The sequence below is a fragment of the Streptococcus sp. 29896 genome, assembly GCF_032594915.1.
Classification (GTDB): Bacteria; Bacillota; Bacilli; order Lactobacillales; family Streptococcaceae; genus Streptococcus; species Streptococcus suivaginalis.
In genome coordinates, this window is the sequence record NZ_CP118733.1 from 2,093,878 (window position 1) to 2,119,093 (window position 25,216).

Below are 25,216 nucleotides of genomic sequence, written 5' to 3' on the forward strand. Positions count from 1 at the left end.
ATCATGAATATTACAGAATACAAAAAGAAAAACGGTACTATCGTGTACCGCACTAGCGTTTATTTAGGAGTTGATAGACTAACAGGAAAAAAGGCTAGAACTACAGTCACGGCTAGCACTAAAAAGGGTGTTAAGGTCAAGGCTAGGCAAGTACAACTAGAGTTTGAGAAAAACGGTCATTGTGTCAAAGAGAAACCAGCTATTACTACTTATCGGGAGCTTGTCGCTCTGTGGTGGGAAAGTTACAAGAATACCATCAAGCCAAACTCCCAGCAATCTATGGAAGGCATTGTTAGACTTCATATTTTGCCTGTATTTGGAGATTACAAGCTAGATAGGCTATCTACCCCTATCATCCAGCAACAAGTCAATAAATGGGCTGACAACGCCAATAGAGGTGTCAAAGGGGCTTATGCTAATTACAGTTTTCTAAACAATATCAATCGCCGTATTCTTCAATATGGTGTGACTATGCAACTGCTGCAACATAACCCAGCCCGTGATGTTATTGTGCCACGTAAGCAGCAGAATAAAGGGCAAAAAGTCAAGTTCTTCAGCAATCAGGAATTGAAACAGTTTCTTGATTACCTGGATAGCTTGGATCAGTCAAATTATGGCGATTTCTTTGACTACGTTCTTTACAAGACTTTACTGGCCACTGGTTGCCGTATCGGTGAGGCTCTGGCGTTAGAATGGTCTGATATTGACTTAGATAGCGGTACAATTAGCGTAACAAAAACGCTCAATCGATACCAAGAAACGAATACCCCAAAATCTGAATCAGGGCTACGGGATATTGAAATAGACAAGGCTACTGTATTACTACTCAAGCAATATAAAAAGCGTCAGCAGGCTCAGGCTTGGAAGTTGGGGAGGTCTGTAAGTATTGTATTCACTCCATTTACTACCAAATACGCCTACGCTTGCCTACTCAGAAAAAGACTACAAAAGCATTTTAAGGCTGCTGGCGTTCCTGATATTAGTTTTCATGGTTTCCGCCATACTCACGCTACTATTATGCTCTACGCTGGAATAGAGGCCAAAGACTTACAATATAGGCTTGGTCATTCAAATATTGCCATGACCTTAAATACTTACGTTCACGCCACCAGGGAAGGTGCAAAAAAAGCCGTCTCAATCTTTGAGGCAGCTATCAGCAATTTATAAAAAATAAGGGTGTCCCACTTTAGGGCTACCCTCTTACTATACCAAAAATTAGCTAGGGATAGCTAAAAGGGTAGTAAAATCAAAAAAGCACTCTAGGATAGAGGCCTAAAGTGCTTAATTTCAAGGCTTTACAGCCTATCATATTCATTAAAATATTACAACATTTTGTTGTAGAATTCTACGACAAGAGCTTCGTTGATTTCTGGGTTGATTTCGTCGCGTTCTGGCAAGCGAGTCAATGAACCTTCCAATTTTTCAGCATCGAATGATACGAAAGCTGGACGTCCAAGAGTTGCTTCAACAGCTTCAAGGATAGCTGGAACTTTGATTGACTTTTCACGAACTGAGATCACTTGACCAACTTCAACGCGGAATGATGGGATATCAACGCGTTTGCCGTCAACAAGGATATGACCGTGGTTTACGAATTGACGTGCTTGACGACGAGTAGTTGCCAAACCAAGACGGTAAACGACGTTATCCAAACGACGCTCCAAAAGAAGCATGAAGTTGAAACCAAGAGTACCTTGTTTGATTTTAGTAGCTTGTACGAACAAGTTACGGAATTGTTTTTCACCCAAACCGTAAGAGAAACGCAATTTTTGTTTCTCAGCCAATTGCAAACCGTATTCTGACAATTTAGAACGGTTGTTTGGTCCGTGTTGACCTGGTACGTAGTTACGACGTGCCAATTCTTTACCTGTACCTGTCAATGACAAGCCAAGACGACGAGCTTGTTTCCAAGATGGTCCTGTATAACGTGACATAGCTATGTCCTCCTAGAATAAAAAAATATTATTGTAGGAAATAACGTTTTAAGCAAACCTGATTCGTGCAGGAGGCCTTCATCGAAACAGCAACGATTACTCTTCTTGCTGACCTTCTGTTGACGAGCTTCATTTTGCTCTGCTGTTATTTCGCACAAAGATTAGTATATCACAAAAAAAAGGCTCTGTAAAGCCTTTTAGTCATTCATTTTTTCAAATCCGAGAAAGTAAAAGATCGTAGCAAACTCACTAGCCGTGGTCGTTTCGATATCCGCTAACATTTCCAAATCACCTTCTCCAACAATTTGTGAAATCATGTTAAAATCAGCAATCGCAGGGTCGATGTCAATGACCAGACGCCACACTCTTTCCCTAGGAAAATGGCTTGCTACCTCAACTCCATCAACTGTTTCCAGCTCTGCCAATTCAGGAAGGGAGTACTCATAAAATAACTCCTCTAACATATCTCCAGCTTCTTTTGGACTCGATGCTCCTATTTCACCGAGATAGGCATCAGTTAGTTCCACCTCGTAATAGACCTTGAATCGATGAACAGCATCCTGCTCATGAGTCATACTGAAATAAGTCCAAGCATTATCTGCTTCATCTGATACCAATCTATAAATATCAGTTCTTTGCTGACCTGAAGGAGCAACCGAATTGTTGTTTACTACACAGCCTACCAAGAGCATGCAGCTAACCAGTAGGAGAACTGCCCGTTTTAAACACTTCATCATGTCATCACATTAGTCTAAATAATGAATCAAAATCTTTTCTGTCAAAATGTCCGAGTAAGTATAAGATTCCACAAAGGTATTGTTTGGATCTTCAAACTCAACGATAAAGAGAGATTGATATACCTCCACAATACGCCCCTGCTTATTCTTCTCACGCTTACGACCATTTTCAAGGGTCAATTCAACAATTTGTCCCTCATGGTCTTTAATATCTTGTTTAATTTGCTTCATTTTAGCAACATCTGTAAATGCATCACTCATTCTCTATCCATCCTCTCTCTTGGAAATACTTGCAAATTTATTGTATTCTTTTTGGAACATGAGTTCCACGGTACCACGCGCACCGGAACGGTTTTTCTCAATGATCACTTCAACCGTATTGTTTGGAATACCACCATCTTCTTGCTCACCACGCTCATAGTAATCATCACGATACAAGAAGGCAACGATATCCGCATCCTGCTCAATAGACCCAGACTCACGAATATCGGACAAGACGGGACGCTTGTCCTGACGTTGTTCCACACCACGCGACAACTGACTAAGAGCGATAACTGGCACTTTCAATTCCTTAGCCAAAATCTTCAACTGACGGGAAATCTCCGAAACCTCTTGTTGACGATTTTCCCGACCAGTACCTGTAATCAACTGGAGATAGTCAATCAAAATCAAACCAAGGTTTCCAGTCTCCTGAGCCAACTTGCGTGAACGCGAACGAATCTCTGTAATCTTGATACCAGGCGTATCGTCGATATAAATACTCGCACGCGCCAGATTAGCCTGGGCAATGGTCAACTTCTTCCATTCTTCATCCGACAACTGACCAGTACGAATAGAACGCGAATTGATAACTCCTTCTGCCGCCAACATACGGTCCACTAAGCTCTCCGCACCCATCTCCAGAGAGAAGATGGCAACTGTCAAGCCCAGCTTGGTCCCGATATTCTGAGCAATATTGAGGGCGAAGGCCGTCTTACCAACGGCTGGGCGAGCCGCCAAGATGATCAATTCTTCTTCATGCAGACCCGTTGTCATGGCATCAAGAGCAGGATACCCCGTCGCAATCCCTGTGATATCCGATGTCTGCCGCGACCGGATTTCTAGATTTTCAAAGTTGGTATTGAGGACATCATCAATCCGCTTAAAGCCGCTTCGACTAGCCCCCTCACTAACATCGATTAAGGCCTTCTCTGCCTGGGCGATAATCTCATCTGACTCATCCGCACCTTCATAGGCAGAGTTGACGGCATCCGTCAACCGCTCAATCAGTTTCCGGAGGTTTGATTTCTCCGCGACAATCTTGGCATAATATTCCGCATTGGCGGATGTCGGTACAGAGTTGATGACTTCTGCCAAATAAGCCAAGCCACCAATACTCTCCAAATCACCATGATTGGCCAAATAGTTGCGCATAGTCGTCGCATCAATGGCCTCATTGCGGTCAGACAGGGCAATCATGGCCTTGAAAATCAGCTTATGGGCATGTTTGAAGAAATCCTCAGCCTCAATGTATTCTCGAACGAAGACCAACTTGCCTTCGTCAATGAAAATGGCACCTAAGACCGACTGCTCCGCTAAAATATCCTGGGGCTGAACCCGTAATTCATCAATTTCTGCCAAGTTCTCACCTCCTCCATCCTCTCCATTGAACTGACTGTATTAGGCTTCTTTTACGCTCAAACGAATCTCACCAGTGATGTCCTGGTAGATTTTAACAGGGACTTCAATCAAGCCCAAGGCACGAATTGGGTGATCCAATTGGATGTGGCGCTTGTCAATCTTGATTCCAAATTGTTTGCCTAACTCTTCAGCAATTTTCTTGCTGGTAATCGAACCAAATGTCCGTCCATCTGGACCAACCTTTTCCACAAATTGCACTAAGGTCGCTTCATCAGCCAATTTTGCCTTAATTGCTTCTGCCTCAGCCACCATCTCAGCGTGGGCTTTTTCTTTTGATTTCTCTTGGCCACGCAATTCGCTAATAGCTTGGTTGGTTGCTTCTTTTGCAAGGTTTTTCTTGATCAAAAAGTTTTGGGCGTAGCCTGTCGGCACTTCCTTGATTTCACCTTTTTTCCCCTTACCTTTTACATCTGCTAAGAAAATAACTTTCATCTGCTTTACCTAACTTTCTTTTAATAGTTCTTGTATCTTATCGATAATGCTAGCCTGAATCTCAGTCATGGACTGGTCGTAGATTTGAGCAGCAGCCAAGTTAAAGTGACCGCCCCCTCCCATCTCTTCCATGATACGCTGAACATTGACCTTGCTACGACTTCTAGCGGAGACAGCTATATAGCCCTTGCTATTTTTCGTCACCACAAAGACCGCCTCAATACCAGACATGCCCAAGATAGTATCTGCCGCCTTGCTGGTTACGACACTATCATAGGTTCGCTTTTCATCCCCACAGGCTACAACGATATGGGGCGTCACCTTTTGACCGCGCAAGATTAACTCATTGATTTGCTTATACTCTTCGTAGTCCGTTGCCGCAATCTGTTGAATTTCCAGATTATCACTCCCCCTACTACGGAGATAGCTAGCCACGTCAAAGGTCCTGCTGGTCACCCTCGAAGTAAAATTGTGGGTATCCAACATCATCCCCGCCATCAGCAAACTAGACTGAAGACGATTGAGTTTATGGTGCTTGTCATTTTGGAACTGGATCAATTCTGTCACCAACTCGCTGGCTGAACTAGCGCCACTCTCAATATAGGTCAAAATAGCATTTGTCGGGAAGTCTGAGTCTCTTCGGTGATGGTCCACCACAACCACTTGACTAAATTCTTCGTAGAGTTCCTTGGAAAGGGTCAAACTAGTTTTCGAATGATCAACCATAATCAAGAGAGACTGATGGGTCACCTTCTTCATCGCTTCTTCAACGGTTAGGAGGTTAGAACAGTTTTCATCCGATAGTTTTTTAATGGCACGGGCAATGTCTGGCGCCATTTCATTGGGATTATAGACCGTATAGGCATTATTCATGATATTTTGGGCGAAATACTGCATCCCCACAGCCGAACCCAAAGCATCCAAATCTAGATTTTTATGCCCAACGACAAACACACTATCCACAGACTTAAGCTTGTCAGACACCGCCGTCATCATGGCACGGGTACGGGTGCGAGTCCGCTTGACAGAGGAAGCTGAGCCCCCACCAAAGAATATCGGTTGCTTGCTCTCATCATTTTCCTTGATGACGGCTTGGTCACCTCCACGAACCTCAGCCATGTTAAGATTTTGAAGAGCAACTTGACCAATCTGATGATGGTTCCCATCGCCATAAGCCAAGCCCATACTAAGGGTCAAGGCAAGTTCCAAATTTTTAGCTTTTTCACGAAACTTATCAATTACAGAAAACTTGCTTTCAATCAAACTTTCCAAGACACCATAGTCCGTGAAGAAATAGAACCGGTCCATGGTTCCCCGACGGTAGTAAATGTCGTACTCATGACAGAAATCCGATACAAATTGAGCCAAGAAGGAATTGACCTGGCTAATCTGCGAATCGGTAAAATTATCCTCAAGTTCATCATAATTATCGACAGAGATAATACCGATAACTGGACGACTTCCAATCAAGTGGGTCGTTGCCTTGTACTCAGTTGATGCATCAAAAAAGTAAAAGAGCCCCTGTTCAAAGTCCACATTGACAGCGTACCGTTTACCGGAAAAATTAGCATAAATCCGATCTTGGTCCAGCCCAACATCGATAATTTCACGCAGTTTCTTCTGATCAAAGGTCCCATTTTCCTGAGCAAAAATGAGCTCTGCATAGGGATTAAACCACTCTACCTGGTTGCTGTCCATCCTCACCTTGATCACACCAACGGGCATCTTATCCAAAAGTTGCATCAAGCCTGAATTGGCTTGATTGTTTAAGTATTCAATTTGCTCAATTTCACTGAACTCGTAGGAATGCTTTTGGTAGATAAACAAAACAATCAGGAGTAGGAGGGTGACAAAGAGAGCGAGTAGCATCAAGCTAGACGCAGGAAAAAGACTACTGATAGTTGCCAATAGTCCAAACAGTATGACACCGATCATCACAAAATGAAGTGTTACAAACCGAAATTTTTTCATTATAAACCTCTTCCTGCCATTCTACCACAAATAGGCCTAAATTGCTAGCTTTCTCCAGCCTATCAGAAGAAAAGAACAGCCTTAGTGACTGTCCTTTGATTTGTTTTTAGAAATGGAACGACTGCGTCCTTCCAAGTAAACCATAAGAATGGATATATCCGCTGGATTGACACCGGAAATCCGACTAGCCTGGCCAATGGTTTCTGGTGAAATCAGCTTGAATTTCTGGCGAGCCTCGGTCGCAATGGAATCAATGTCATCCCAGTCGATGTCGGCTGGAACGCGTTTTTCTTCCATGCGTTTCATCTTCTCCACCTGATCCAAGGCCTTGGCAATGTACCCCTCGTACTTGACTTCCGTTTCAATCAATTCAATGGTTTTAGCATCCAATTCCTCTGCCGCAGGACCAACGAAGGCTACCACATCCGCATAGGTCACATCTGGACGACGCATGAATTCCTTGGCGGTCAAAGCGTCTGTCAAGGGCTTGAAGCCCATAGCAACAACTTTTTCGTTGGTTTCCTTGATTGGCTTGAGTTTGATAGATTCCAAGCGTTTCATTTCATTGTCAAATTGGTTTTTATGGATTTGGAAGACCTGCCAGCGTTCATCATCTACCAAGCCAACCTGACGACCGATTTCCGTCAGACGCATATCGGCATTGTCATGACGCAGAATCAGGCGGTATTCTGCCCGACTGGTTAAGAGGCGATAAGGCTCCACCGTTCCCTTGGTTACCAGGTCATCAATCATAACACCAATGTAGCCGTCGCTTCGTTTCAAAATCAATTCAGGCTTGCCCTGCACCTTAAGGGCGGCATTAATACCAGCGACAATTCCCTGACCTGCCGCTTCTTCATAGCCTGAGGTTCCGTTGGTCTGACCTGCTGTAAAGAGCCCAGAAATCTTCTTGGTTTCCAGCGTCGCCCGCAACTGATGAGGCATAACCATATCGTACTCAATGGCGTAACCCGTCCGCATCATCTGGGCATTTTCCAAGCCCTTAATAGAGTGAATCAAGTCCTGCTGCACATCTTCTGGCAGACTGGTTGACAAGCCTTGAACGTAGATCTCATCGGTGTTGCGGCCTTCTGGCTCTAGGAAAAGCTGGTGACGTTCCTTATCGGCAAAACGGACAATCTTGTCCTCGATTGACGGACAATAACGGGGCCCAATCCCCTTGACAATGCCCGAAAACATAGGCGCCCGGTGAAGATTGCTGTTGATAATCTCATGGCTGGTCGCATTGGTATAGGTCAACCAGCAAGGGATCTGGTCCTGCAAATAATCCTCGTCCTTGGACAAGAATGAAAAGTGATTTGGCTTTTCATCGCCTGGTTGAATTTCTGTCTCCTCGTAGTTAATGGTGCGAGCATTGACACGCGGTGGCGTTCCTGTCTTGAAACGACCGATTTCAAGTCCTAATTCTTTCAGATTATCCGCCAGCGTGATGGAAGCTAAACTGTTGTTTGGCCCTGACGAATACTTGAGATCACCGATGATAATCTCGCCACGCAAGGCTGTACCCGTCGTCACCACAACTGCCTTGGCTGAAAATTTCTGGTTGGTAGCCGTACGGACACCGATAACCTTACCGTCTTCCACCAAAATCTCATCAATCATGGTTTGACGCAGGGTCAGATTTTCCTGACGCTCCACCGTCCGCTTCATCTCCGCTGCGTATTCTGACTTGTCTGCCTGAGCCCGCAAGGCACGTACAGCTGGCCCCTTGCCCATATTGAGCATCTTCATCTGAATATAGGTCTTGTCAATGTTGCGACCCATTTCGCCACCCAGGGCATCAATTTCCCGTACCACAATCCCCTTGGCAGAGCCACCAATAGAGGGATTACAGGGCATAAAGGCCACCATATCCAAGTTAATGGTCGCAAGCAAGGTCTTACAGCCCATTCGACTGGCTGCCAAGCCTGCTTCTACACCCGCGTGCCCCGCTCCAATCACGATGACATCGTAGTTTTCTGCAAATGTGTGTGTCATTTTTATTTCTCCTTTATGTTCATGATATGTTTGACTTGCCCATTCCAGTTTGGCAATTCTTGAGCCAGAAAAGCTGGTACGACATCTAGATTGACAATCTTGTCAAGTTCAATCCATTCACAAGCTTGTTTCAAGCTATCTTCAATCATCTCCTTAGGCATTTCTCCAATAGGATCGACGATAAAATGAAACTCGATGTTGTAAAAATCTATTCCTTCATATGTAAACTGATTTTCAACGACAAAGGCTAGTTGATTGACACAGCTGTCAACCCCTAATTCTTCTTTGACTTCTCGAACAACCGCATCTTGTGCCGTTTCGTTGACTGCTATTGCACCGCCAATGGTATAATAACGCCCCTTAGAGTCCTTGGTGAGAAATATTTTTCCGTCTTTTATAAGCAATGCAGTGGCACGAACACCGAAGATCTGATTGTCAATTCTGGTCCTAAAATCCATTCTTCCTTCTCTTTTCTAAAATTTCATTTAGATAGTCTAGCTTTCCCGATTAGTAAAATGCTGCAACTGTCCCTTCCAAGTGGCTAGTTCCGTTTTGAGAAAGGCAGGGTTAAGGTCAAGATTTTTCAAGTCTGCAAAGGCAATCCACTCACACTGACGGATAGAATCACCTTCTTCCAGATAGGTAACTGGATCAGACAGTGGGGTAACAAGATAAAGAAATTCAATCTGATGATAGGATTTCTCCTGCAAACTAAACTGATTTTCAACGATGAAAGCCAGCGGTCCAACCTCCACATCAATTCCAAGTTCTTCTTGCATTTCCCGTTGCACAGCCTCTTCAGTTGTTTCACCGAGCTGAATGGCTCCGCCCAAGGTGTAGTAGTTCCCCTCCGGTGCCCTTACAAGAAATAGTTTCTCATCTTTTACTAACAATCCCGTCGCACGAACACCGAAGATTTGATTGTCGTGTCTCGTTCTGAAATCCATCTTCTCTCCCCAATAGTAAAAAATAGCCAAAACTCTCGAAAACTGCAGGACAAAAAGCCTACAATTCCCATGAGCTTTGACCATCATGATAATTGTTACCCTTATTCTATCAAAAGATTTGTAGAATTTCAAATCTGGTGTTACGTTAACGTTTCAATATATTCTAAGCCCCAAGCCTCAACAGCATCCAGTACCGAACGAAATTTTTCGCCCATTTCAGTCAAGTTATACTCTACACGAGGGGGGACTTCTGCATAGACCGTGCGACTAATAATGCGATCCTCCTCCAATTGTCTAAGGTGCCTTGTTAACATGGTTTGAGTAATACCTGGAATCAGTCGCTGTAATTCATTGAAGCGTTTCGTTCCTGTACTGAGTTGGTAGATAATCACCAATCCCCACTTACCAGTCAAGACTTTTTGTGTTGTTGCAAAAGGGCAAATACCATATTCACTAACTTTTTTCAAAAAAATTCTCCTTTATTTATCACAATAGTATCACTTTTGATACCAACAAATGCAAAAGTACCTACTTGTATAATTGATTACTTCCACTATAATTGTACTATATCAAAAAAATGGAGGACATCAAATGTCAACAAACTTGGAAATTTTTAATGCCTATAACAATGCTCTCATCGCTGGTGATTTTGCAGCTCTTTTTGAAACAATGGCAGACGACATTATCTGGCATCAACCCGGAAATCATTCAACATCTGGTGCTAAAATTGGTAAGGAAGTACTCGGAGCACATCTAGCAACTTTCGCCGAAAAAACAAATGGAACTTTCAAAGTAGTGACAAACTGGGTATCCGATAATGATACTCTTGTTGCCGCTAACGTAACATTCCTCGGTACTCGAACAGATGGTGAAGAACTAAACATGAATGGCATCGACCTTTTCCGTATTGAAGATGGCAAAATTAAGGAAGTTTGGCTCTTCTCAGCCGACCAAAAAGCCGAAGATGCTTTCTGGGGATAAGATAAAAAGCTCAGCACGAGGTGAACTGCACCCCAAAAGTTAGACACAAAATCTAACGATTGGGGTGTTTTTCTTATGAAATTAAGTTATGAAGATAAACTAGAAATATATGAGCTGAGAAAGAGTGGCGTGTCGTGGGTCAACCTTAGCCAGATATACAAGGTCACTATTGCCAATCTCACATACATGATAAAACTCATGGATCGATATGGCGTGGAAAGCGTTGAAAAAGGTAAAAATAGGTATTATTCACCTGAATTAAAGCAAGAAATAATGGATAAGGTCTTGATTCATGGGTGTTCTCAACTCTCAGTTTCCCTTGATTATGCCTTGCCAAATCGAGGAATGCTTCCCAATTGGATAGCACAATACAAGAAAAACGGGTATACTATTCTTGAAAAACCAAGAGGGAGACCGAGCAAGATGGGACGTAAACGCAAGAAAACCTGGGAAGAGATGACGGAATTAGAGCGCCTTCAAGAGGAAAATGAACGTCTTCGAACTGAGGTGGCCTTCCTAAAAAAGTTGAGAGAACTTCGCTTGAGGGACGAAACACTAGTGCGCGAACAGCAGAAACAATTAGAGATATGGTCCAAGGAGGATTCCGACTAGACCTCCTACTTGCGACAGCTAAAATGCCTCGCTCAACTTATTATTATCAAGTCAAGCAACTGGATAAACCCGACAAGAACAAAGCCATTAAGGCTGAAATTCAAGCCATTTATGATGACCATAAAGGTAATTACGGCTATCGTCGGATTTATTTAGAACTCAGAAATCGAGGTTTCTTCATCAACCACAAAAAGGTGCAGCGCTTGATGACAGTCATGGGCTTAGCGGCTCGTATTCGTCGTAAGCGCAAGTATGCTTCTTACAAAGGTGAGTTGGGTAAGAAGGCTGATAATCTGATTAAACGTCAGTTTGAGGGATCTAAGCCTTATGAAAAATGTTATACCGATGTGACGGAGTTTGCTTTGCCTGAAGGGAAACTCTACTTATCGCCTGTTCTTGACGGCTATAATAGTGAGATTATTGATTTTACCCTGTCTCGGTCACCTGACTTGAAACAGGTTCAAACCATGCTTGCGAAGGCTTTTCCAGCAGATTTATACAGTGGGACTATTCTCCACAGCGATCAAGGTTGGCAATACCAGCACCAGTCTTACCATTACTTTTTGGAAACCAAAGGCATTCGACCATCCATGTCCCGCAAAGGGAATAGCCCAGATAATGGGATGATGGAGTCTTTCTTTGGCATTCTCAAATCTGAAATGTTTTATGGACTCGAGACATCTTATCAATCACTTGATGAGCTTGAAGAAGCTATTACAGATTATATTTTTTACTACAACAACAAACGAATAAAAGCAAAATTAAAAGGACTTAGTCCTGTCCAATACAGAACTAAATCCTTTCAATAATTATTTGTCCAACTTTTTGGGGGCAGTTCAGAGGGTGCTAAGCTTTTATTTTTGATTAAATATACTGACAAGCCACCCCATCCTTGTAGGCCATGTCGATCATGCCACCGCCCAGACACTCTTGACCGTCGTAGAAAACAACGGCTTGGCCTGGTGTGATTGCTCGTTGTGGCTCTGCAAAGATGACTTCTGCCTTGTCACCTTTTACCTTGACAGTTACTTGACTATCTGGTTGACGATAGCGGAACTTAGCTGTGCATTCCAGCGTGAATTCTTCAGGCATACCACGTGTAAAGTGTACTTGACTAGCCTGTAAAGAAGTTGACATCAAGGACTCATGATAGAAGCCTTGACCGACATAGAGGATATTTTTTGACAGGTCTTTTCCGACAACAAACCAAGGCTCATTGTCCCCACCGATTTGTCCTCCGATACCAAGCCCGCCCCGCTGACCAATGGTATAGTACATGAGACCTGTATGCTCTCCCATATCACGACCGTCCACCGTCATCATCCGACCGGGCTGGGCTGGCAAATACTGCCCTAAAAATTCTTTGAAGTTCTTTTCACCGATAAAGCAGATGCCTGTCGAATCTTTCTTCTTAGCGGTCGCCAAGCCTGCTCGCTCTGCTTTTTCCCTTACCTGAGGCTTTTGTAAATGGCCGAGCGGAAACATGGTTTTCTGCAGTTGTTCCTGTGAGAGTTGGCTAAGGAAGTAGGTCTGGTCCTTGCCATTGTCTGCCCCACGTAGCATATGAACGGTACCGTCCTCGTCGCGTGACACCTGAGCGTAGTGGCCCGTCGCCACATAGTCCGCACCCAAGTTCATAGCGTAATCCAAGAAAGCCTTGAACTTGATTTCCTTGTTACACATGACATCTGGATTGGGGGTGCGGCCTGCCCGATACTCTGCTAAAAAGTACTCAAATACGCGGTCCCAATACTCTTTTTCAAAGTTGACAGAGTAGTAAGGAATGCCGATTTGGTCTGCCACTGCAGCCACGTCCTTATAGTCTTCTGTTGCTGTACAGAAGCCATTTTCGTCCGTGTCGTCCCAGTTTTTCATGAAGATACCGATGACATCGTAGCCCTGCTCCTTGAGCAAGAGGGCCGTAACCGATGAATCCACACCGCCACTCATACCGACAACAACACGGGTTTTAGAATTGTCAATTGACATAATCTTCTCCCATCTTTTCGTAGAAATAACGATTTGAAGGTCGTATTCCAAAATTTGATTATCCAAAAACGATTGACGATTTTGAACAACTTGTATTATACCATACAAAAAGGGTAAGCGATAGGATTTTAACATAAGAAAACACATTCATCTAGGCATATTCTCTAACTGGAAAATTTGATATAATAGTACCAAGAAAAACGTGAGGATTACTATGACAAACTTAAAATTTCAATCGGTCTTTGATATTATTGGACCTGTTATGATTGGACCTTCTTCCAGCCATACAGCTGGGGCAGTCCGCATTGGGAAAATAGTGTCTTCCATCTTTGGTGATGAGCCAACCGAGGTTGAATTTCAACTTTACAACTCCTTTGCCAAAACCTATCGAGGACATGGCACCGATGTAGCCTTGGTAGCAGGTATTCTGGGCATGGATACGGATGATCCCCGCATTCCTGACTCTCTTGATATTGCAAGAGAACGAGGTATTAAGGTTTACTGGCGTGTCAACAAGGACAGCAATACCCCACATCCCAATACCACCAGAATCATCATAAAAAACGATAAAAAATCCATCTCAGCCACAGGCGTTTCCATAGGTGGGGGAAACATTCAAGTAACAGAGCTCAACGGTTTTTCTGTCAATCTTAACATGAACACACCGACCATTATCATTGTTCACCAAGATGTCCCTGGTATGATTGCGAAAGTGACCGATGTCCTTTCTAAGTATGACATCAATATCGCCCAAATGAACGTGACACGTGAACAAGCTGGCGAAAAAGCCATTATGATTATTGAAGTGGATGCTCGCCAATGTGAAAATTCTATTGCAGAGATTGAAAAAATACCACACTTGCACAATGTAACCTTCTTCAACTAGAAAGAGAAAGACATGTTTTATACTATCGAAGAATTAGTTCAGCAAGCAGACAACTTTTCTGGTAATGTAGCTGAACTCATGATCGCTACTGAAATTGAATTAACCGGTCGTAGCCGCGAAGAAATATTGACAATTATGTCAAGAAACTTGACAGTTATGAAAGCCTCCATCGTAGATGGACTTACTGAAAGCAAATCTGTATCTGGTTTAACAGGAGGCGATGCTGCCAAGTTAGATGCCTATATGAAATCTGGTAAAACTCTGTCAGATTCCGCTGTCCTGTCCGCAGCAAGAAACGCTATGGCTGTCAACGAATTGAACGCCAAAATGGGCTTAGTCTGTGCCACTCCGACAGCAGGATCAGCTGGTTGTTTACCGGCCGTTCTTGGAGTAGCCATTGACAAGTTAAACTTGACCGAAAACCAACAACTTGACTTCCTCTTTACAGCAGGAGCCTTTGGGCTGGTCATTGCCAACAACGCCTCCATCTCAGGTGCAGAAGGAGGCTGTCAAGCAGAAGTCGGATCTGCCTCTGCTATGTCTGCCGCAGCGTTAACTCTTGCAGCAGGTGGAACCCCCTACCAAGCTAGCCAAGCCATCTGCTTTGTCATCAAAAATATGCTGGGTCTGATTTGCGATCCCGTCGCTGGTCTGGTAGAAGTCCCTTGTGTCAAACGTAATGCAATGGGAGCAAGCTACGCCATGGTAGCTGCCGATATGGCACTAGCAGGTATCGAATCCAAAATCCCCGTTGACGAAGTCATCAATGCCATGTACCAAGTTGGTTCAGCCCTCCCAACTGCCTTCCGTGAAACTGCTGAAGGTGGACTTGCAGCAACACCAACGGGGCGTCGCCTCGCACAAGAAATTTTCGGAGAAAGTTGACAATCCTGTCAAGACAAAAGGACCATTACGGTCCTTTTCTTATTGTTTTGTAAAGCTGATTTTATCCAAAGTAGTATCATTGGTGTCAACTTCTGTCAAGGTCAAGGTTGAGCCACTCAAGCTGTAAATATCTGCTTCGCCATCAATGTAGGCGATTTTCTTCTCAAGATCCAGAACGACCAATTCGCTATCTTGTTCTCCATCATTGTCAACTTCAACTAAACTACCTTGATTTCCTTTGATGGTCAGGGTATAGCTATCATTTCCGACCGTAGCCGTATAAGTACCATCTAACTCTGAGCTCTCAACCAGGGTAATGCCATAGTTTGCTGCAACTTGCTCAGCTGTAACTACTGTTGCAGTCGCTGAAGAAGCTGCTGTCGTACTGCTCGCCGTTGTTGTGTTAGAGCTTGCAACAACTGACTGGGCTGTCGTAACTTGATTGTCATCATCGTTATCTGATAGACCTAGACTCTGCTCAACTTGAGTTTCTAAAGCATCCAAACGGTTTTCATAGACCTCAGCTACGACAAATCCTCCTGTTACTAAGAGCAGAGCTCCTGCTGATAGTAAGATGATTGATTTTTTACTCATCTTACTTACTTTTGTTTTTAAACTGGTTAGGAGAGATGCTTTTTCTTCCGTTTGTACTTCTTGCTCGATAATTTGCTTGTTTTCGTTTTGGTTTTCCATTTGTGTTTCCTCTTTTTTACTATTTTCTTCAGCTCTTTGCTGATAAGTCTATTATAGAGGACAATTCTCAACACTTTAGGTAAAGTTTCTAAACAGTTTCTAAACAAATTCGAAAGAATTTATGCATTGAGTCGGTAACCTGCTCCCCAAACCGTTTCAATCAAATCTGCTCCCAGCTTATCCCTCAATCGATTGATATGGACCGTTACTGTTGCACTATCGCCTACATAGTCATAGCCCCAGATTGTCTCAAACAGTTGATCTTTTGAAAAGACCCGATTGGGATGTTGGGCTAGGTGGGCAAGTAATTCAAACTCCCTATTGGGCAACTTGATCGGCTGCCCTGCTTTTTCTACCTTCCAACTCTCCAAATAAATCACCAAATCACCAACCCGCAGTTCCTTCTCCTCTTTGGTAGGTTGTAGGCGTTGGTAGCGGGTCAAATGGGCTTTCACACGCGCAACCAACTCCATGGGATCAAAGGGTTTGCTGATATAGTCATCTGCTCCTAAGCCTAAACCTCGCACGACGTCCATAGTTTCTTGCTTAGATGTTACCATCAGGATGGGAAAATCTACTTGGTTGCGGAGGTCGCGGCAAATATCATAGCCTGTTTTATTGGGTAGCATAACATCTAAGAGCAAGAGATTGTAGTTTTCGGTTCGAATCTGCTCTTCGACTAGAGCACCATCTGCTACGACATCAACTTGATAACCTTGCATTTCCAAATAATCTCGCTCAAGCTGTGCAATTTCGATATCATCTTCAGCAATCAATATACGTGTCATTTCTTATCCTTTCTTAGGCAGACGAATGGTAAAGATCAAGCCAGCCTTATTTTCAACGACGATTGTGCCACCTAGACGATGCACAATATTGTTTACAATAGAGAGCCCCAAACCATGTCCATCCACTTGTTGACGGGCCTGATCTACCCTATAAAATTCTGTAAAGAGTTTGCCTAGTTGATCCTTAGATACTCCTTGGCCATTATCAGCAAATGTCCAGACTACTTGATTGCCATCTCTAGCGCCTCTAATGGTCAACAAGAGCGGACTAGTATTGGCATATTTTCGTGCATTATCTACCAGATTATCCAAAATCCGTCTAAACTGGACTGGGTCCATTTCTACTGGTAATTCTTCTGCCACTTCTAGACGGAAATCAATCGCTTCATCTGCCAATTCTGCCTTCTTCTCACTGATATAAGCTTCAAAAAACTCCCATAAATCGACTTCTACTGTATCAAATGGCAATTTATCGGTCTCTAGTTGAGAGAAAACGAACAATTTTTCCAATAATTTCTCCATGACCAATGATTTCTGATAGATAATGGTCAGGTAATTCTGCCGTTTTTCTTCTGTGTTGGCAACTCCGTCTAAAATTCCCTTGGCATAGCCTTTAATCGATGTGAGAGGTGTCCGTAAATCATGGGAAATATCCGCTACCATTTGGGTTCGATTTTGTTCATACAGACGATTTTTCTCTTGAGCCTCCAGCAAACTTGTCTGCATTTGGTTGAAACCTTCTGTCAATTCTTCAAATTCTCGATCACCGCTATAATCTAGATTTTCCTGGTAATTTCCTTTTCGAATCCGCTCAACCCCCTTGTGGAGTTCATCCATCGGTTTCATAATTGCCTGCAGAATGCGTTTGGTAACCATCAGGTTCAAAAGTAAGATAACCACAATGCCAGTACCACCCATCAACACAATTTGTAACAGGAAGGTCTGGAATTCCCTAGCATCCTGCTGGTCCTCCGTATCCTCAATCACTGCATAGAGAGAAACAAGCTGTCCCTGTGTTTCCAATTGCCTACTGATTACAATTTCCTCATCAATGTAGGTCAAATGAGTGGTCTCACTAATTGCAACAGCTGTTACATCCTCTACATCTTCCTGGATATTGGAAAACAAGATAAAACCATCGCTCTCCACGTAGAGGTGAGCCCCTCCACTTGCTAATTTCTCCGCCAGACTGACATAATCTGTCCCCGAAAACTCTTCAATATTGGTTTGGCTCATCGCTGTTTTCTGACTGGTGGACAATAAACTACTCCGATTCAGATAGATGTTATTGACAACAAAGACACTGATAGCTAACATGGCAAGCAGAGAAATCCCTAACATCAGCATATTGAGACGAAAAATCCGTTTTTGTAAATTCATCTGCCACTTTCTTCCTTAATTTTTCAACATTATAAGCAAAATCCACCTATTTGTAAAGTTTTCTTGCTTCAAAAAAGCTAGGACAGGCAAATGCCTGTCCTAGCTATCTCATCCTAGAATATCTCATACGTACTTCTGGTTAGCTTAATACCAACCATTTGCCAACCAGAAAGCCTTGGCTGCAGACCAAGAACCGTAGCGGTTTGCTACATAAGCATCTGCCACACGTTCTTGGTTTTCTGGTGAATAGTCACCATTCAAATAGGTATTGGTCAACTGATAGCGACCATAATAAATTCCGTTCTGTGCAGTATAGCTACCGCCAGATTCCTTTTGGGCAATCCATTCTTTGGCAGCTGCATCTTCTGCACTTAAATTAGAAGAATAGCTGGTAGTCGTTGCAACAGTTGTTTCACTACTTGTTTCAGTAGTAGCTGTCTGTGTGGTTGCTTCCGATTCACCGATTTCTAGCACTTGACCAACGAGGATCAGGTTTTTATCCGCGATCTTATTTTCCTCTACCAAAGCTTCAACACTGGTTTGGTACTGAAGAGCAATTTTAGAAAGCGTATCGCCTGCTTGAACTGTATAGGTTTCTGCACTAACAAGACCTGCTGTTGCTAAAGATATGGTTGCAACCGCTCCTGTTAGAATGGGTTTTAGGTTTGATTTTAGTGAAAAATTCATCATAAAAAGTTTCCTTTCTTTCAACTGCTCCTATCATACGCCTCCTTTATTACCTTTGGATGTAGAATTTGTAACAAATGTTACAGTTGAATTGGAATTGGACTAAAAAAACGCTTTACAAAGCGCTTTTTTAACTTTTTAAAATGAATAAGACCGCACTGATTCCGAGCATAACTAAAATAGCGAGACTATCTAAGTAGGTCCATTTGAGAACGCGATACTTGGTTCTTCCCTCTCCTCCTTGGTAACCACGGGCTTCCATTGCCGTTGCTAAAGCGTATGCACGTTTAAAACTAGACGCAAATAGTGGGATCAAAATCGGAATCACAGATTTGACCTTTTGAATCAAATTGCCTTCTCCAAAATCAACACCACGCGCCCGCTGCGCATTCATGATGCGTGTTGTATCATCCATCAAGGTCGGTACAAAACGCAAACTCATGGACAGCATCAAGCCAATTTCATGGACAGGTACCTTGAATCTTGCCAAAGGTGCCAAGCCTGACTCAATGCCATCTGCCAAACTCAAGGGCGTTGTTGTCAAGGTCAAGAGTGTTGAAAAAATGATAATTAATACGAACCGTGCAAAGATGATGGCTGCCTGAGTCACGCCGTGTTCGGTCAATTGAAAAATCCAAAATTGCCAGTAAATCCTGCCACCACCTGTAAAGAACAATTGAAAGAAAGTGGTAAAGAGAATAATACCAATCATAGGCTTCAAACCATTCAAGAAAAAGGAAAATTTGATGGAAGACAAACCAATCAGACCGAAGACAAAACCGATTAAAACCAGATTAGTGACCAAATTATTGGCCCAAAAAATCACCAACAAAAAGAGAAACATAGCCAAGAGTTTGCTACGAGGATCCAGGCGATGCAGGAGAGAATTGCCTGGAATATAGCGACCCAAAATGAGTTTATCCACCTGACACCACCTCCCTAAATTCGTCTATTGTAATCGGCAATTGTTCAAAAACAAACCCCCGACGTTCTAAATTAGCCGCAAATTTTGTAATTTTTGGAACACCTAATTTGATAGACTCCAAGAATTCAACCTGCTGAAAAACCTCTTTCGGCTGACCAGATACCACCAATTTCCCCTTGTCCATCACATAGACATAATCAGCGAAATCAGCGACATCATCCATCACATGCGTCACCAAAATAATGGTCATCCCTTCTTGATGCAATTGTTTGAAAATCGCCATCAACTCACGTCTTCCCAAGGGATCTAGACCAGCTGTTGGTTCGTCCAAGACCAAATAGTCCGGTTCCATAGCCAAAATTCCTGCAATCGCGACCCGACGCATCTGCCCGCCTGACAATTCAAAGGGACTTCTCTCAAACAGTTCTTTCCCAATACCAACCAAAGCCAGTTTTTCTGCTGCAATAGCCTGAGCTTCTTCTTCAGAAATACCAAAATTCTGTGGTCCAAATGCTACATCCTTCAAAACTGTTTCATCAAAGACTTGACTTTCTGGAAATTGAAAAACCAAACCAACCTTTTTCCGAATATGCTTAATATCCTTGGTTTTTGATCCAGCAAGGATTTCCACACCATCTACCAATACACTACCACTTGTTGGCACATGCAAGCCATTTAATAGCTGTAGAATTGTGGATTTTCCTGATCCTGTGTGCCCAATCAAGGCAGTATAGGAACCCTCTTTAATTTCCAAATCCACACCAAATAGGGCACGACCTTCAAAAGGCGTCCCTGCCTGGTAGATATAGCTTACATCTTGGAGATTAATTCCCATACTTCTTCTTCCAATTCTTCTTCCGTAAAATAGCCTGATGGTAGGGCAAGGCCTGCCTGCCGCATTTTTTCTGCTAACTGGACTGTGAAAGGTGCTTCCAATCCAAGTTGATTCAGGTCAGATCGTAAAAATAGTTGACCGGGGCTACTGATGGACTCAATTTGCCCTTTTTTCATCACAATAACCCGGTCACTCAAGGCAACCTCATCTAGATCATGCGTGATGGACAGTACCGTAATCTTGTACTTTTCTTTAATTCTTTGAACAACCTTTATCAACTCTAGGCGACCTTCCGGATCCAGCATGCTGGTTGCTTCATCCAAAATCATAATAGCTGGACGCAAGGCAACAACTCCAGCAATGGCGACCCGTTGTTTTTGACCACCGGATAGCCTAGCAGGTTCCTTGGTTTTAAATTCAGACATCCCAACCAATTCCAGGGCTTCTTGAACTCTTTCACGCATTTCTTCGAGGGGAATACCTTGGTTTTCCAAACCAAAAGCAACATCATCTTCAACAGTTGCCCCTACAAATTGGTTGTCAGGATTTTGAAAGACCATTCCAATCTGCCGACGCTTTTCCCAAACATTGTCTGGGGTCAATAAATCGCCTGAAATATAGATTTCACCCTGATTGGCTTCCAAAAGTCCATCAATCAAGCGTACCGTCGTTGATTTCCCTGATCCGTTATGCCCAATAATCGACAACCATTCCCCTTGTTTCACGTGAAACGAGACCTTATCCAATGTCCAAAATGGAGCATCTTCTTCATATTTGTAGGATAAATCTTTTACTTGAATTATTTCTGTCATTACTTAAACGTGTCCTTAAATAAGAAAGACGCTCCTTTGAAATAGTCATAACCCGAATATAAGGTAAAGAAGAGGGCTACATACAGAGTGATTTGTCCCAATAACTGCCACTGCAAGAGGAGGAAAATAATCGCAAACATTTGCGAAAATGTCTTAATTTTACCAGGCATAGCTGCTGCCAAAACCGTCCCACCATTTTCCACTAAAAGCAGACGCAGACCTGTCACTGCCAACTCACGGCAGATGATAATCGCAACCACCCAGGCTGGAGCTAAGGATAGTTCCACCAACATGATAAAGGCAGTCATCACTAAAATCTTATCCGCCATCGGATCAGCAAACTTACCGAAATTCGTTACAACCTGCCATTTCCGTGCCAGGTAGCCATCTAGATAATCTGTCGCACTTGCCAAAGCAAAGAGAAGGGCAGCAAAGGCCATCCCAGCTCCTGACTGCCATAGGGTAAGACTAATAATAAAAATTGGGATAATTGCAATGCGACCTAAGGTAAGGGCATTGGGAATATTTTCTTTTTTCATGTAAATTCCTTTATTCTAGGGTCAAAACCAGACTAGCAGCTGTGTCATTCAATGAGGAGGTGTCAACCTTCTGACCTGCAATTGTCACCTCAACACCGTCCACAACACCTAAAATAAGTTCTGCTGCTGTGCTTCCTTGGTAAATAGTTGCTTCTACCTTGGGATTCTCTGGACTCAACGTCACCCCACCAGCGATATCTGAATTGGAAAGACTAACCCAGCTAGTTGCATCTGTAACGGATAGTGTGACTGTTACCGCTGTTTCTTGATGAGGTACTGTCACATAGAGGACTTGGCCACCTCCAGAACTGGTCAAACTTGTCGTTGAACTAGTTGTAGTCGAACTAGATGTCGCACTGGTTGAACTGGAACTGTTCGAAGGAGAACTTGATGCTGTTGAGGAGCTTGAAGATGACACCACATATGAAGAGGAAGTCTGTTGATTCACCAACAATTGCATCTGATAACGTTGATAGACGACATAAGTCACAAAAATCAAAATCATCAAAGCAGACAAAAGCAGATAAACCAGCGGTAAAAAGGACTTGCCTTTTCGCTTAGTTTTCTGACGTCTCCGCCATTTGTGTTCAATATCCACTTCTTCACCAGCCTCGAAATACTGGACAAGACTTTGGTGTTCAAAAGCATCTACCAAGACATCTGCATCCAAGTCCAAAACATCTGCATAAGAGCGCAAGACAGAAATCGTCGTCTCTTCGTCCGGCAGATAATCAAAATCATTGTATTCTAAAGCCTGCAAATAATTGGAGTGAATTTTTGTCATTCGTTGAACTTCCGCCAAAGACCAGTCACGACTTTCCCGAGCAGAACGCAATACTTCACCGATACTTTTTTGCCTCATAGTAACCTCGCACATTCTCTAGTTTCAATACAATATTGTAACAAAAATCCACAAAAAATTCGATGATTGGTACCTAACTTTTTGGAAAAATCGTGAAATCTGCATGGCTAGCCTCTTTAAGAAAGACCCGACCAATTTTCCTGACCATTTCCAAATCAATTTCTGCTAAAATCCTTGGAAAATCAATGGAATCCACTGAAAAAGGGGACTGTTCAGACAGATAGGTTCCGATAAATTCAACCGAGTTCACCGACTGCAAAAATTGTCCCAACCACTCTCTCTTGATTAATTCTAGATGCTCTTGGCTGAAATCCGCACTTTTTTCAAAAGAAAACAAAGTTTTACGAATCGCAGAAGCCAGAGAAATTGGCTCCGCCGTATCCCCACTGATTACCAAATAGTGATAAGAAGGATGGACATCAACATAGAATTGAAAAGAAGAATCGATTTTCCCCTCACGGTACCAATCTTGGTAGCGCTCCGACGTCCACCCAATAAGAAGAGCCAAAAAGAGACGCAGGCCCAGTCGATAGGTCGGTAACTCTTGAATAGACTGTTGTGCCAAACTTCGCATACCAAAAGCCAACTTCGGTGTCGCCACATCCAACTCCATATGACTATGCGCGACTGGGTCTTTTGTTTCAAAATGATGAAGTTGACAACCATTGGCTAGGTAAGACTGAGCAGGCATCTCAAAAGTTCTTAAAAATGCTTCAATATCATTGACATCCATATCTCCGATGCAAACCAAATTCATCTTGTTAGGCTGGTAAAAATAACTGTAAACTTCTTGTAAAGATTGCAGATCGATTTCTTGAATGGAGTCAACGGTTCCCGCAATATCAACTGCTAAAGGACTTTCAGGAAACAGGCTTGCTACGATACCAAGATGCAATCGATGATCAGGATCATCCAGATACATCTCAATTTCCTGCTCGATGACTGCCAGCTCCCTTTCAACTGTCTCTTGTGTAAAACCTGGTGTCAATACCAGTTGCAATAAAAGGGCAAGAGATTCCTTGGTTTCACCCGTTGTAGAATAAAAATAGCTGGTCTGTGTCTGACTGGTAAAGGCATTCACCTGGCTACTGAGTAGGGCAAACTCCTTCACCATGTCTCTCTTATCTGGCATGTCAAACAGACTATGCTCCAAAAAATGAGCCATCCCTTTAGGAATAACTTTTCCATTTTCCTTGACAAGTTTGTCAACCGAACCAAACTGACAGGTTAGAATCCCATAGGATTCCTGTATTCCCTTTTTAGGCAATAACCATACTGTCAATCCGTTGTCAAGTTCGAAACTACTTATTTTCTCCTGTGTAAAGGATAGAGTAATTTGTTTGGTTTTCATGAATCTACCCCTTCTAAAAAGTAAATGGCCTGTAAACGAATTGGTTGCGCCAAGTTGACAATATCCTCAATCGTCACAGCCTCTATGGAAGCAATCCAGTCCTTCAAATCAATCGATTCCAGCTGAAAGAGTTCCTTTCGATACAAGAGTTCCATTTCATGATCTTGACTATCACGACCAAGCTTGGCTGCTGCAATCAATAATTTTTTCGTCATACTAAGCTCTTCTTCCCCAATCTTCCCCTTTTTAATGGCCAGTAAAGATTGGTGGACTGCCTTCATCACGGGTAAACGATTGGAACGATCGATTCCTGCTGTAACTTTCAATAAACCTGTAAAGATTGACAGAGAACTGTCAATGCTATAAGCTAGCCCTTTTTTCTCACGAATATCCATAAATAGCTTACTATGAGACATGCCACCAAACAAACCATTGAAAACAAGTAGGGCCGGGTACTGGTCATCTCTGTAAACCACCTGTAAAGGGTAAGCCAATTCTAAAATTGATTGATTGACTTCCTTACGTTCCACCCGCTCCTTAATAATAACAGATCGTTCTTGTCTAAAGGTCGGGGAAAGTTTTGGATTTCGGTAGCCAAAATCCATCGCTTCCACAAAATCAATCATACGTTGACGATCAAACTGACCTGTAAAGAAAAAGTCAATGCGATCGGATCGAAGCATATTGCGATAGGCCTGATAAGTCGACTGGGAACTGGTCACTGCTACCAAGTCAGGAGTTGCGTAAGACGGTAATTTGATTTCTTCCTCTGTATAAAAAAGATCTCGAATCCCTCGATCAGCCAGATAAAAACTATCTTCCTCTTCCGACAATAGAAAAGATAAGAGGTTCTTCTTTTCAATCTCAAAGAGATGAGAATCAAATTCCTTCCTCTTCTTCAAGGGTCTAAAAAGACTGGCACGAAGCAGCTCCAATAGTTCCTCTGTGACATCACATTTGTCTGGTAAAAAGTCTGACTGAACATAGGTCAAATTGAGATCAACGAGATGGTTATTTCCCATCTTAGAGACCTGAGTTTGAAGCTGACTTCCGTATAATTTCGCCAACTGCCTTCTTAGTTGCAAGGGATTTGGAAAATCTTGGTTAGCCTGTTCCAACATATTGGCTACTAATACCCTATCCGCAATACTAGAAGACTGTAAAGGTGCTGTAAAGCGAACCTTGATTGTATTAGTTGTAAACTGTTTACTTTCGATAAAATGAAGATAAACACCTTCTTGAATTTTCATCTTTACTCTCTTTCTTTTGCTTGCCCTCCATTATACCATTTT

General features: G+C 42.9%; 27 protein-coding genes. 5 read left to right on the top strand and 22 right to left on the bottom strand.

Features of this window, described 5'->3' with window-relative positions; all coding sequences use genetic code 11:
* Positions 1 to 3: 3 nt before the first annotated feature.
* The gene (locus PXH68_RS09655; RefSeq protein WP_248027894.1) at positions 4 to 1,167 is read left to right on the top strand and encodes a tyrosine-type recombinase/integrase; all 1,164 of its coding nucleotides are present in this window, start codon (positions 4 to 6) and stop codon (positions 1,165 to 1,167) included.
* A gap of 155 nt (positions 1,168 to 1,322) precedes the next feature.
* Here the strand turns inward: PXH68_RS09655 and rpsD are convergent, their stop codons facing one another.
* From rpsD to PXH68_RS09705, 10 genes are all read right to left on the bottom strand, one after another.
* Positions 1,323 to 1,934 carry a 30S ribosomal protein S4 gene (rpsD, locus tag PXH68_RS09660; protein ID WP_024407736.1) on the bottom strand — a complete coding sequence of 204 codons (612 nt, stop codon included), beginning with the start codon at positions 1,932 to 1,934 and terminating at the stop codon, positions 1,323 to 1,325.
* 197 nt (positions 1,935 to 2,131) lie between these two features.
* A complete protein-coding gene (locus tag PXH68_RS09665) occupies positions 2,132 to 2,671 on the bottom strand; it encodes a hypothetical protein (RefSeq protein WP_205030897.1) in 540 nt (179 codons plus the stop codon).
* A 9-nt stretch (positions 2,672 to 2,680) separates the two neighbouring features.
* Entirely contained in the window at positions 2,681 to 2,932 is a 252-nt protein-coding gene (locus PXH68_RS09670) for a Veg family protein (RefSeq protein WP_002938218.1), read from the bottom strand.
* Positions 2,933 to 2,935: 3 nt separating this feature from the next.
* Positions 2,936 to 4,291: a replicative DNA helicase gene (gene dnaB / locus PXH68_RS09675; RefSeq protein ID WP_158456180.1), complete on the bottom strand. Its 1,356-nt coding sequence runs from the start codon at positions 4,289 to 4,291 to the stop codon at positions 2,936 to 2,938.
* 39 nt (positions 4,292 to 4,330) lie between these two features.
* Complete coding sequence (rplI, locus tag PXH68_RS09680; RefSeq protein WP_158456178.1) at positions 4,331 to 4,783, bottom strand: 50S ribosomal protein L9; 453 nt, start codon at positions 4,781 to 4,783, stop codon at positions 4,331 to 4,333.
* Positions 4,784 to 4,792: 9 nt separating this feature from the next.
* A complete protein-coding gene (locus PXH68_RS09685; RefSeq protein WP_158456176.1) occupies positions 4,793 to 6,754 on the bottom strand; it encodes a DHH family phosphoesterase in 1,962 nt (653 codons plus the stop codon).
* Between the two features lie 81 nt (positions 6,755 to 6,835).
* On the bottom strand, positions 6,836 to 8,752 hold the full coding sequence (mnmG, locus tag PXH68_RS09690; RefSeq protein ID WP_248027896.1) for a tRNA uridine-5-carboxymethylaminomethyl(34) synthesis enzyme MnmG: 1,917 nt from the start codon (positions 8,750 to 8,752) through the stop codon (positions 6,836 to 6,838).
* A 2-nt stretch (positions 8,753 to 8,754) separates the two neighbouring features.
* The gene (locus PXH68_RS09695; RefSeq protein ID WP_248027899.1) at positions 8,755 to 9,210 is read right to left on the bottom strand and encodes an NUDIX hydrolase; all 456 of its coding nucleotides are present in this window, start codon (positions 9,208 to 9,210) and stop codon (positions 8,755 to 8,757) included.
* A gap of 36 nt (positions 9,211 to 9,246) precedes the next feature.
* A complete protein-coding gene (locus tag PXH68_RS09700; RefSeq protein ID WP_248027901.1) occupies positions 9,247 to 9,699 on the bottom strand; it encodes an NUDIX hydrolase in 453 nt (150 codons plus the stop codon).
* Between the two features lie 140 nt (positions 9,700 to 9,839).
* The gene (locus tag PXH68_RS09705; RefSeq protein WP_024382638.1) at positions 9,840 to 10,166 is read right to left on the bottom strand and encodes a winged helix-turn-helix transcriptional regulator; all 327 of its coding nucleotides are present in this window, start codon (positions 10,164 to 10,166) and stop codon (positions 9,840 to 9,842) included.
* A gap of 124 nt (positions 10,167 to 10,290) precedes the next feature.
* Between PXH68_RS09705 and PXH68_RS09710 the strand changes: the two genes are divergently transcribed.
* Together PXH68_RS09710 and PXH68_RS09715 are read left to right on the top strand one after the other, a co-directional pair.
* Complete coding sequence (locus tag PXH68_RS09710) at positions 10,291 to 10,680, top strand: nuclear transport factor 2 family protein (protein ID WP_014638838.1); 390 nt, start codon at positions 10,291 to 10,293, stop codon at positions 10,678 to 10,680.
* Positions 10,681 to 10,755: 75 nt separating this feature from the next.
* Positions 10,756 to 12,101, top strand: a protein-coding gene (locus PXH68_RS09715; RefSeq protein ID WP_316715495.1) for an IS3 family transposase whose coding sequence is annotated in 2 segments (ribosomal slippage) — positions 10,756 to 11,197 and positions 11,197 to 12,101 — 1,347 coding nt in all. Because the reading frame shifts where the segments join, the coding sequence is not laid out codon by codon here.
* Positions 12,102 to 12,156: 55 nt separating this feature from the next.
* Here PXH68_RS09715 and mnmA read toward each other — a convergent pair.
* A complete protein-coding gene (gene mnmA, locus PXH68_RS09720) occupies positions 12,157 to 13,281 on the bottom strand; it encodes a tRNA 2-thiouridine(34) synthase MnmA (protein ID WP_248028551.1) in 1,125 nt (374 codons plus the stop codon).
* A gap of 214 nt (positions 13,282 to 13,495) precedes the next feature.
* Here mnmA and sdaAB point away from each other — a divergent pair, with 214 nt between their 5' ends.
* Together sdaAB and sdaAA are read left to right on the top strand one after the other, a co-directional pair.
* Positions 13,496 to 14,167 (top strand): L-serine ammonia-lyase, iron-sulfur-dependent subunit beta, encoded by a 672-nt coding sequence (gene sdaAB / locus PXH68_RS09725; protein ID WP_024393077.1) that lies wholly within the window; start codon positions 13,496 to 13,498, stop codon positions 14,165 to 14,167.
* Between the two features lie 12 nt (positions 14,168 to 14,179).
* Positions 14,180 to 15,052 (top strand): L-serine ammonia-lyase, iron-sulfur-dependent, subunit alpha, encoded by an 873-nt coding sequence (gene sdaAA / locus PXH68_RS09730; RefSeq protein WP_205030891.1) that lies wholly within the window; start codon positions 14,180 to 14,182, stop codon positions 15,050 to 15,052.
* A gap of 39 nt (positions 15,053 to 15,091) precedes the next feature.
* On the opposite strand, the gene PXH68_RS09735 is transcribed toward sdaAA, so the two are convergent.
* From PXH68_RS09735 to yfmF, 11 genes are all read right to left on the bottom strand, one after another.
* Positions 15,092 to 15,745: a hypothetical protein gene (locus PXH68_RS09735; protein ID WP_248028552.1), complete on the bottom strand. Its 654-nt coding sequence runs from the start codon at positions 15,743 to 15,745 to the stop codon at positions 15,092 to 15,094.
* Between the two features lie 119 nt (positions 15,746 to 15,864).
* Positions 15,865 to 16,533, bottom strand: coding sequence for a response regulator transcription factor (locus tag PXH68_RS09740; RefSeq protein ID WP_248028553.1), 669 nt, complete (start codon positions 16,531 to 16,533; stop codon positions 15,865 to 15,867).
* Positions 16,534 to 16,536: 3 nt separating this feature from the next.
* Entirely contained in the window at positions 16,537 to 17,913 is a 1,377-nt protein-coding gene (locus tag PXH68_RS09745; RefSeq protein ID WP_248028554.1) for a sensor histidine kinase, read from the bottom strand.
* 144 nt (positions 17,914 to 18,057) lie between these two features.
* Positions 18,058 to 18,600, bottom strand: coding sequence for an aggregation-promoting factor (apf, locus tag PXH68_RS09750; RefSeq protein WP_248028569.1), 543 nt, complete (start codon positions 18,598 to 18,600; stop codon positions 18,058 to 18,060).
* 130 nt (positions 18,601 to 18,730) lie between these two features.
* Complete coding sequence (locus PXH68_RS09755; RefSeq protein ID WP_158456158.1) at positions 18,731 to 19,525, bottom strand: energy-coupling factor transporter transmembrane component T family protein; 795 nt, start codon at positions 19,523 to 19,525, stop codon at positions 18,731 to 18,733.
* Positions 19,518 to 20,360, bottom strand: a complete 843-nt coding sequence (locus tag PXH68_RS09760; protein WP_248028555.1) for an energy-coupling factor transporter ATPase — start codon at positions 20,358 to 20,360, stop codon at positions 19,518 to 19,520. The genes PXH68_RS09755 and PXH68_RS09760 overlap by 8 nt, the downstream gene beginning before the upstream one ends.
* Positions 20,336 to 21,172, bottom strand: a complete 837-nt coding sequence (locus tag PXH68_RS09765; protein ID WP_205030886.1) for an energy-coupling factor ABC transporter ATP-binding protein — start codon at positions 21,170 to 21,172, stop codon at positions 20,336 to 20,338. Before PXH68_RS09765 ends, PXH68_RS09760 begins: the two co-directional genes overlap by 25 nt.
* A complete protein-coding gene (gene pgsA / locus PXH68_RS09770) occupies positions 21,172 to 21,711 on the bottom strand; it encodes a CDP-diacylglycerol--glycerol-3-phosphate 3-phosphatidyltransferase (RefSeq protein WP_158456152.1) in 540 nt (179 codons plus the stop codon). Before pgsA ends, PXH68_RS09765 begins: the two co-directional genes overlap by 1 nt.
* A gap of 10 nt (positions 21,712 to 21,721) precedes the next feature.
* Positions 21,722 to 22,573: a helix-turn-helix domain-containing protein gene (locus PXH68_RS09775; protein ID WP_158456150.1), complete on the bottom strand. Its 852-nt coding sequence runs from the start codon at positions 22,571 to 22,573 to the stop codon at positions 21,722 to 21,724.
* 73 nt (positions 22,574 to 22,646) lie between these two features.
* Entirely contained in the window at positions 22,647 to 23,924 is a 1,278-nt protein-coding gene (yfmH, locus tag PXH68_RS09780) for an EF-P 5-aminopentanol modification-associated protein YfmH (RefSeq protein ID WP_248028556.1), read from the bottom strand.
* Positions 23,921 to 25,174, bottom strand: coding sequence for an EF-P 5-aminopentanol modification-associated protein YfmF (gene yfmF / locus PXH68_RS09785; protein WP_248028557.1), 1,254 nt, complete (start codon positions 25,172 to 25,174; stop codon positions 23,921 to 23,923). The genes yfmH and yfmF overlap by 4 nt, the downstream gene beginning before the upstream one ends.
* Positions 25,175 to 25,216: the final 42 nt, after the last annotated feature.

Excerpts from the sequence above, each read along its gene's own strand:
- rplI (WP_158456178.1), bottom strand. The coding sequence starts at position 4,783 with ATGAAAGTTATTTTCTTAGCAGATGTAAAAGGTAAGGGGAAAAAAGGT.
- PXH68_RS09765 (WP_205030886.1), bottom strand. The coding sequence starts at position 21,172 with ATGACAGAAATAATTCAAGTAAAAGATTTATCCTACAAATATGAAGAA.
- yfmF (WP_248028557.1), bottom strand. The coding sequence starts at position 25,174 with ATGAAAATTCAAGAAGGTGTTTATCTTCATTTTATCGAAAGTAAACAG.
- apf (WP_248028569.1), bottom strand. The coding sequence starts at position 18,600 with ATGAATTTTTCACTAAAATCAAACCTAAAACCCATTCTAACAGGAGCG.
- PXH68_RS09740 (WP_248028553.1), bottom strand. The coding sequence starts at position 16,533 with ATGACACGTATATTGATTGCTGAAGATGATATCGAAATTGCACAGCTT.
- pgsA (WP_158456152.1), bottom strand. The coding sequence starts at position 21,711 with ATGAAAAAAGAAAATATTCCCAATGCCCTTACCTTAGGTCGCATTGCA.
- PXH68_RS09775 (WP_158456150.1), bottom strand. The coding sequence starts at position 22,573 with ATGAGGCAAAAAAGTATCGGTGAAGTATTGCGTTCTGCTCGGGAAAGT.
- PXH68_RS09655 (WP_248027894.1), top strand. The coding sequence starts at position 4 with ATGAATATTACAGAATACAAAAAGAAAAACGGTACTATCGTGTACCGC.
- PXH68_RS09670 (WP_002938218.1), bottom strand. The coding sequence starts at position 2,932 with ATGAGTGATGCATTTACAGATGTTGCTAAAATGAAGCAAATTAAACAA.
- PXH68_RS09745 (WP_248028554.1), bottom strand. The coding sequence starts at position 17,913 with ATGAATTTACAAAAACGGATTTTTCGTCTCAATATGCTGATGTTAGGG.
- PXH68_RS09665 (WP_205030897.1), bottom strand. The coding sequence starts at position 2,671 with ATGATGAAGTGTTTAAAACGGGCAGTTCTCCTACTGGTTAGCTGCATG.
- PXH68_RS09695 (WP_248027899.1), bottom strand. The coding sequence starts at position 9,210 with ATGGATTTTAGGACCAGAATTGACAATCAGATCTTCGGTGTTCGTGCC.
- mnmG (WP_248027896.1), bottom strand. The coding sequence starts at position 8,752 with ATGACACACACATTTGCAGAAAACTACGATGTCATCGTGATTGGAGCG.
- PXH68_RS09760 (WP_248028555.1), bottom strand. The coding sequence starts at position 20,360 with ATGGGAATTAATCTCCAAGATGTAAGCTATATCTACCAGGCAGGGACG.
- PXH68_RS09685 (WP_158456176.1), bottom strand. The coding sequence starts at position 6,754 with ATGAAAAAATTTCGGTTTGTAACACTTCATTTTGTGATGATCGGTGTC.
- PXH68_RS09710 (WP_014638838.1), top strand. The coding sequence starts at position 10,291 with ATGTCAACAAACTTGGAAATTTTTAATGCCTATAACAATGCTCTCATC.
- rpsD (WP_024407736.1), bottom strand. The coding sequence starts at position 1,934 with ATGTCACGTTATACAGGACCATCTTGGAAACAAGCTCGTCGTCTTGGC.
- PXH68_RS09700 (WP_248027901.1), bottom strand. The coding sequence starts at position 9,699 with ATGGATTTCAGAACGAGACACGACAATCAAATCTTCGGTGTTCGTGCG.
- sdaAB (WP_024393077.1), top strand. The coding sequence starts at position 13,496 with ATGACAAACTTAAAATTTCAATCGGTCTTTGATATTATTGGACCTGTT.
- yfmH (WP_248028556.1), bottom strand. The coding sequence starts at position 23,924 with ATGAAAACCAAACAAATTACTCTATCCTTTACACAGGAGAAAATAAGT.
- sdaAA (WP_205030891.1), top strand. The coding sequence starts at position 14,180 with ATGTTTTATACTATCGAAGAATTAGTTCAGCAAGCAGACAACTTTTCT.
- PXH68_RS09735 (WP_248028552.1), bottom strand. The coding sequence starts at position 15,745 with ATGGAAAACCAAAACGAAAACAAGCAAATTATCGAGCAAGAAGTACAA.
- mnmA (WP_248028551.1), bottom strand. The coding sequence starts at position 13,281 with ATGTCAATTGACAATTCTAAAACCCGTGTTGTTGTCGGTATGAGTGGC.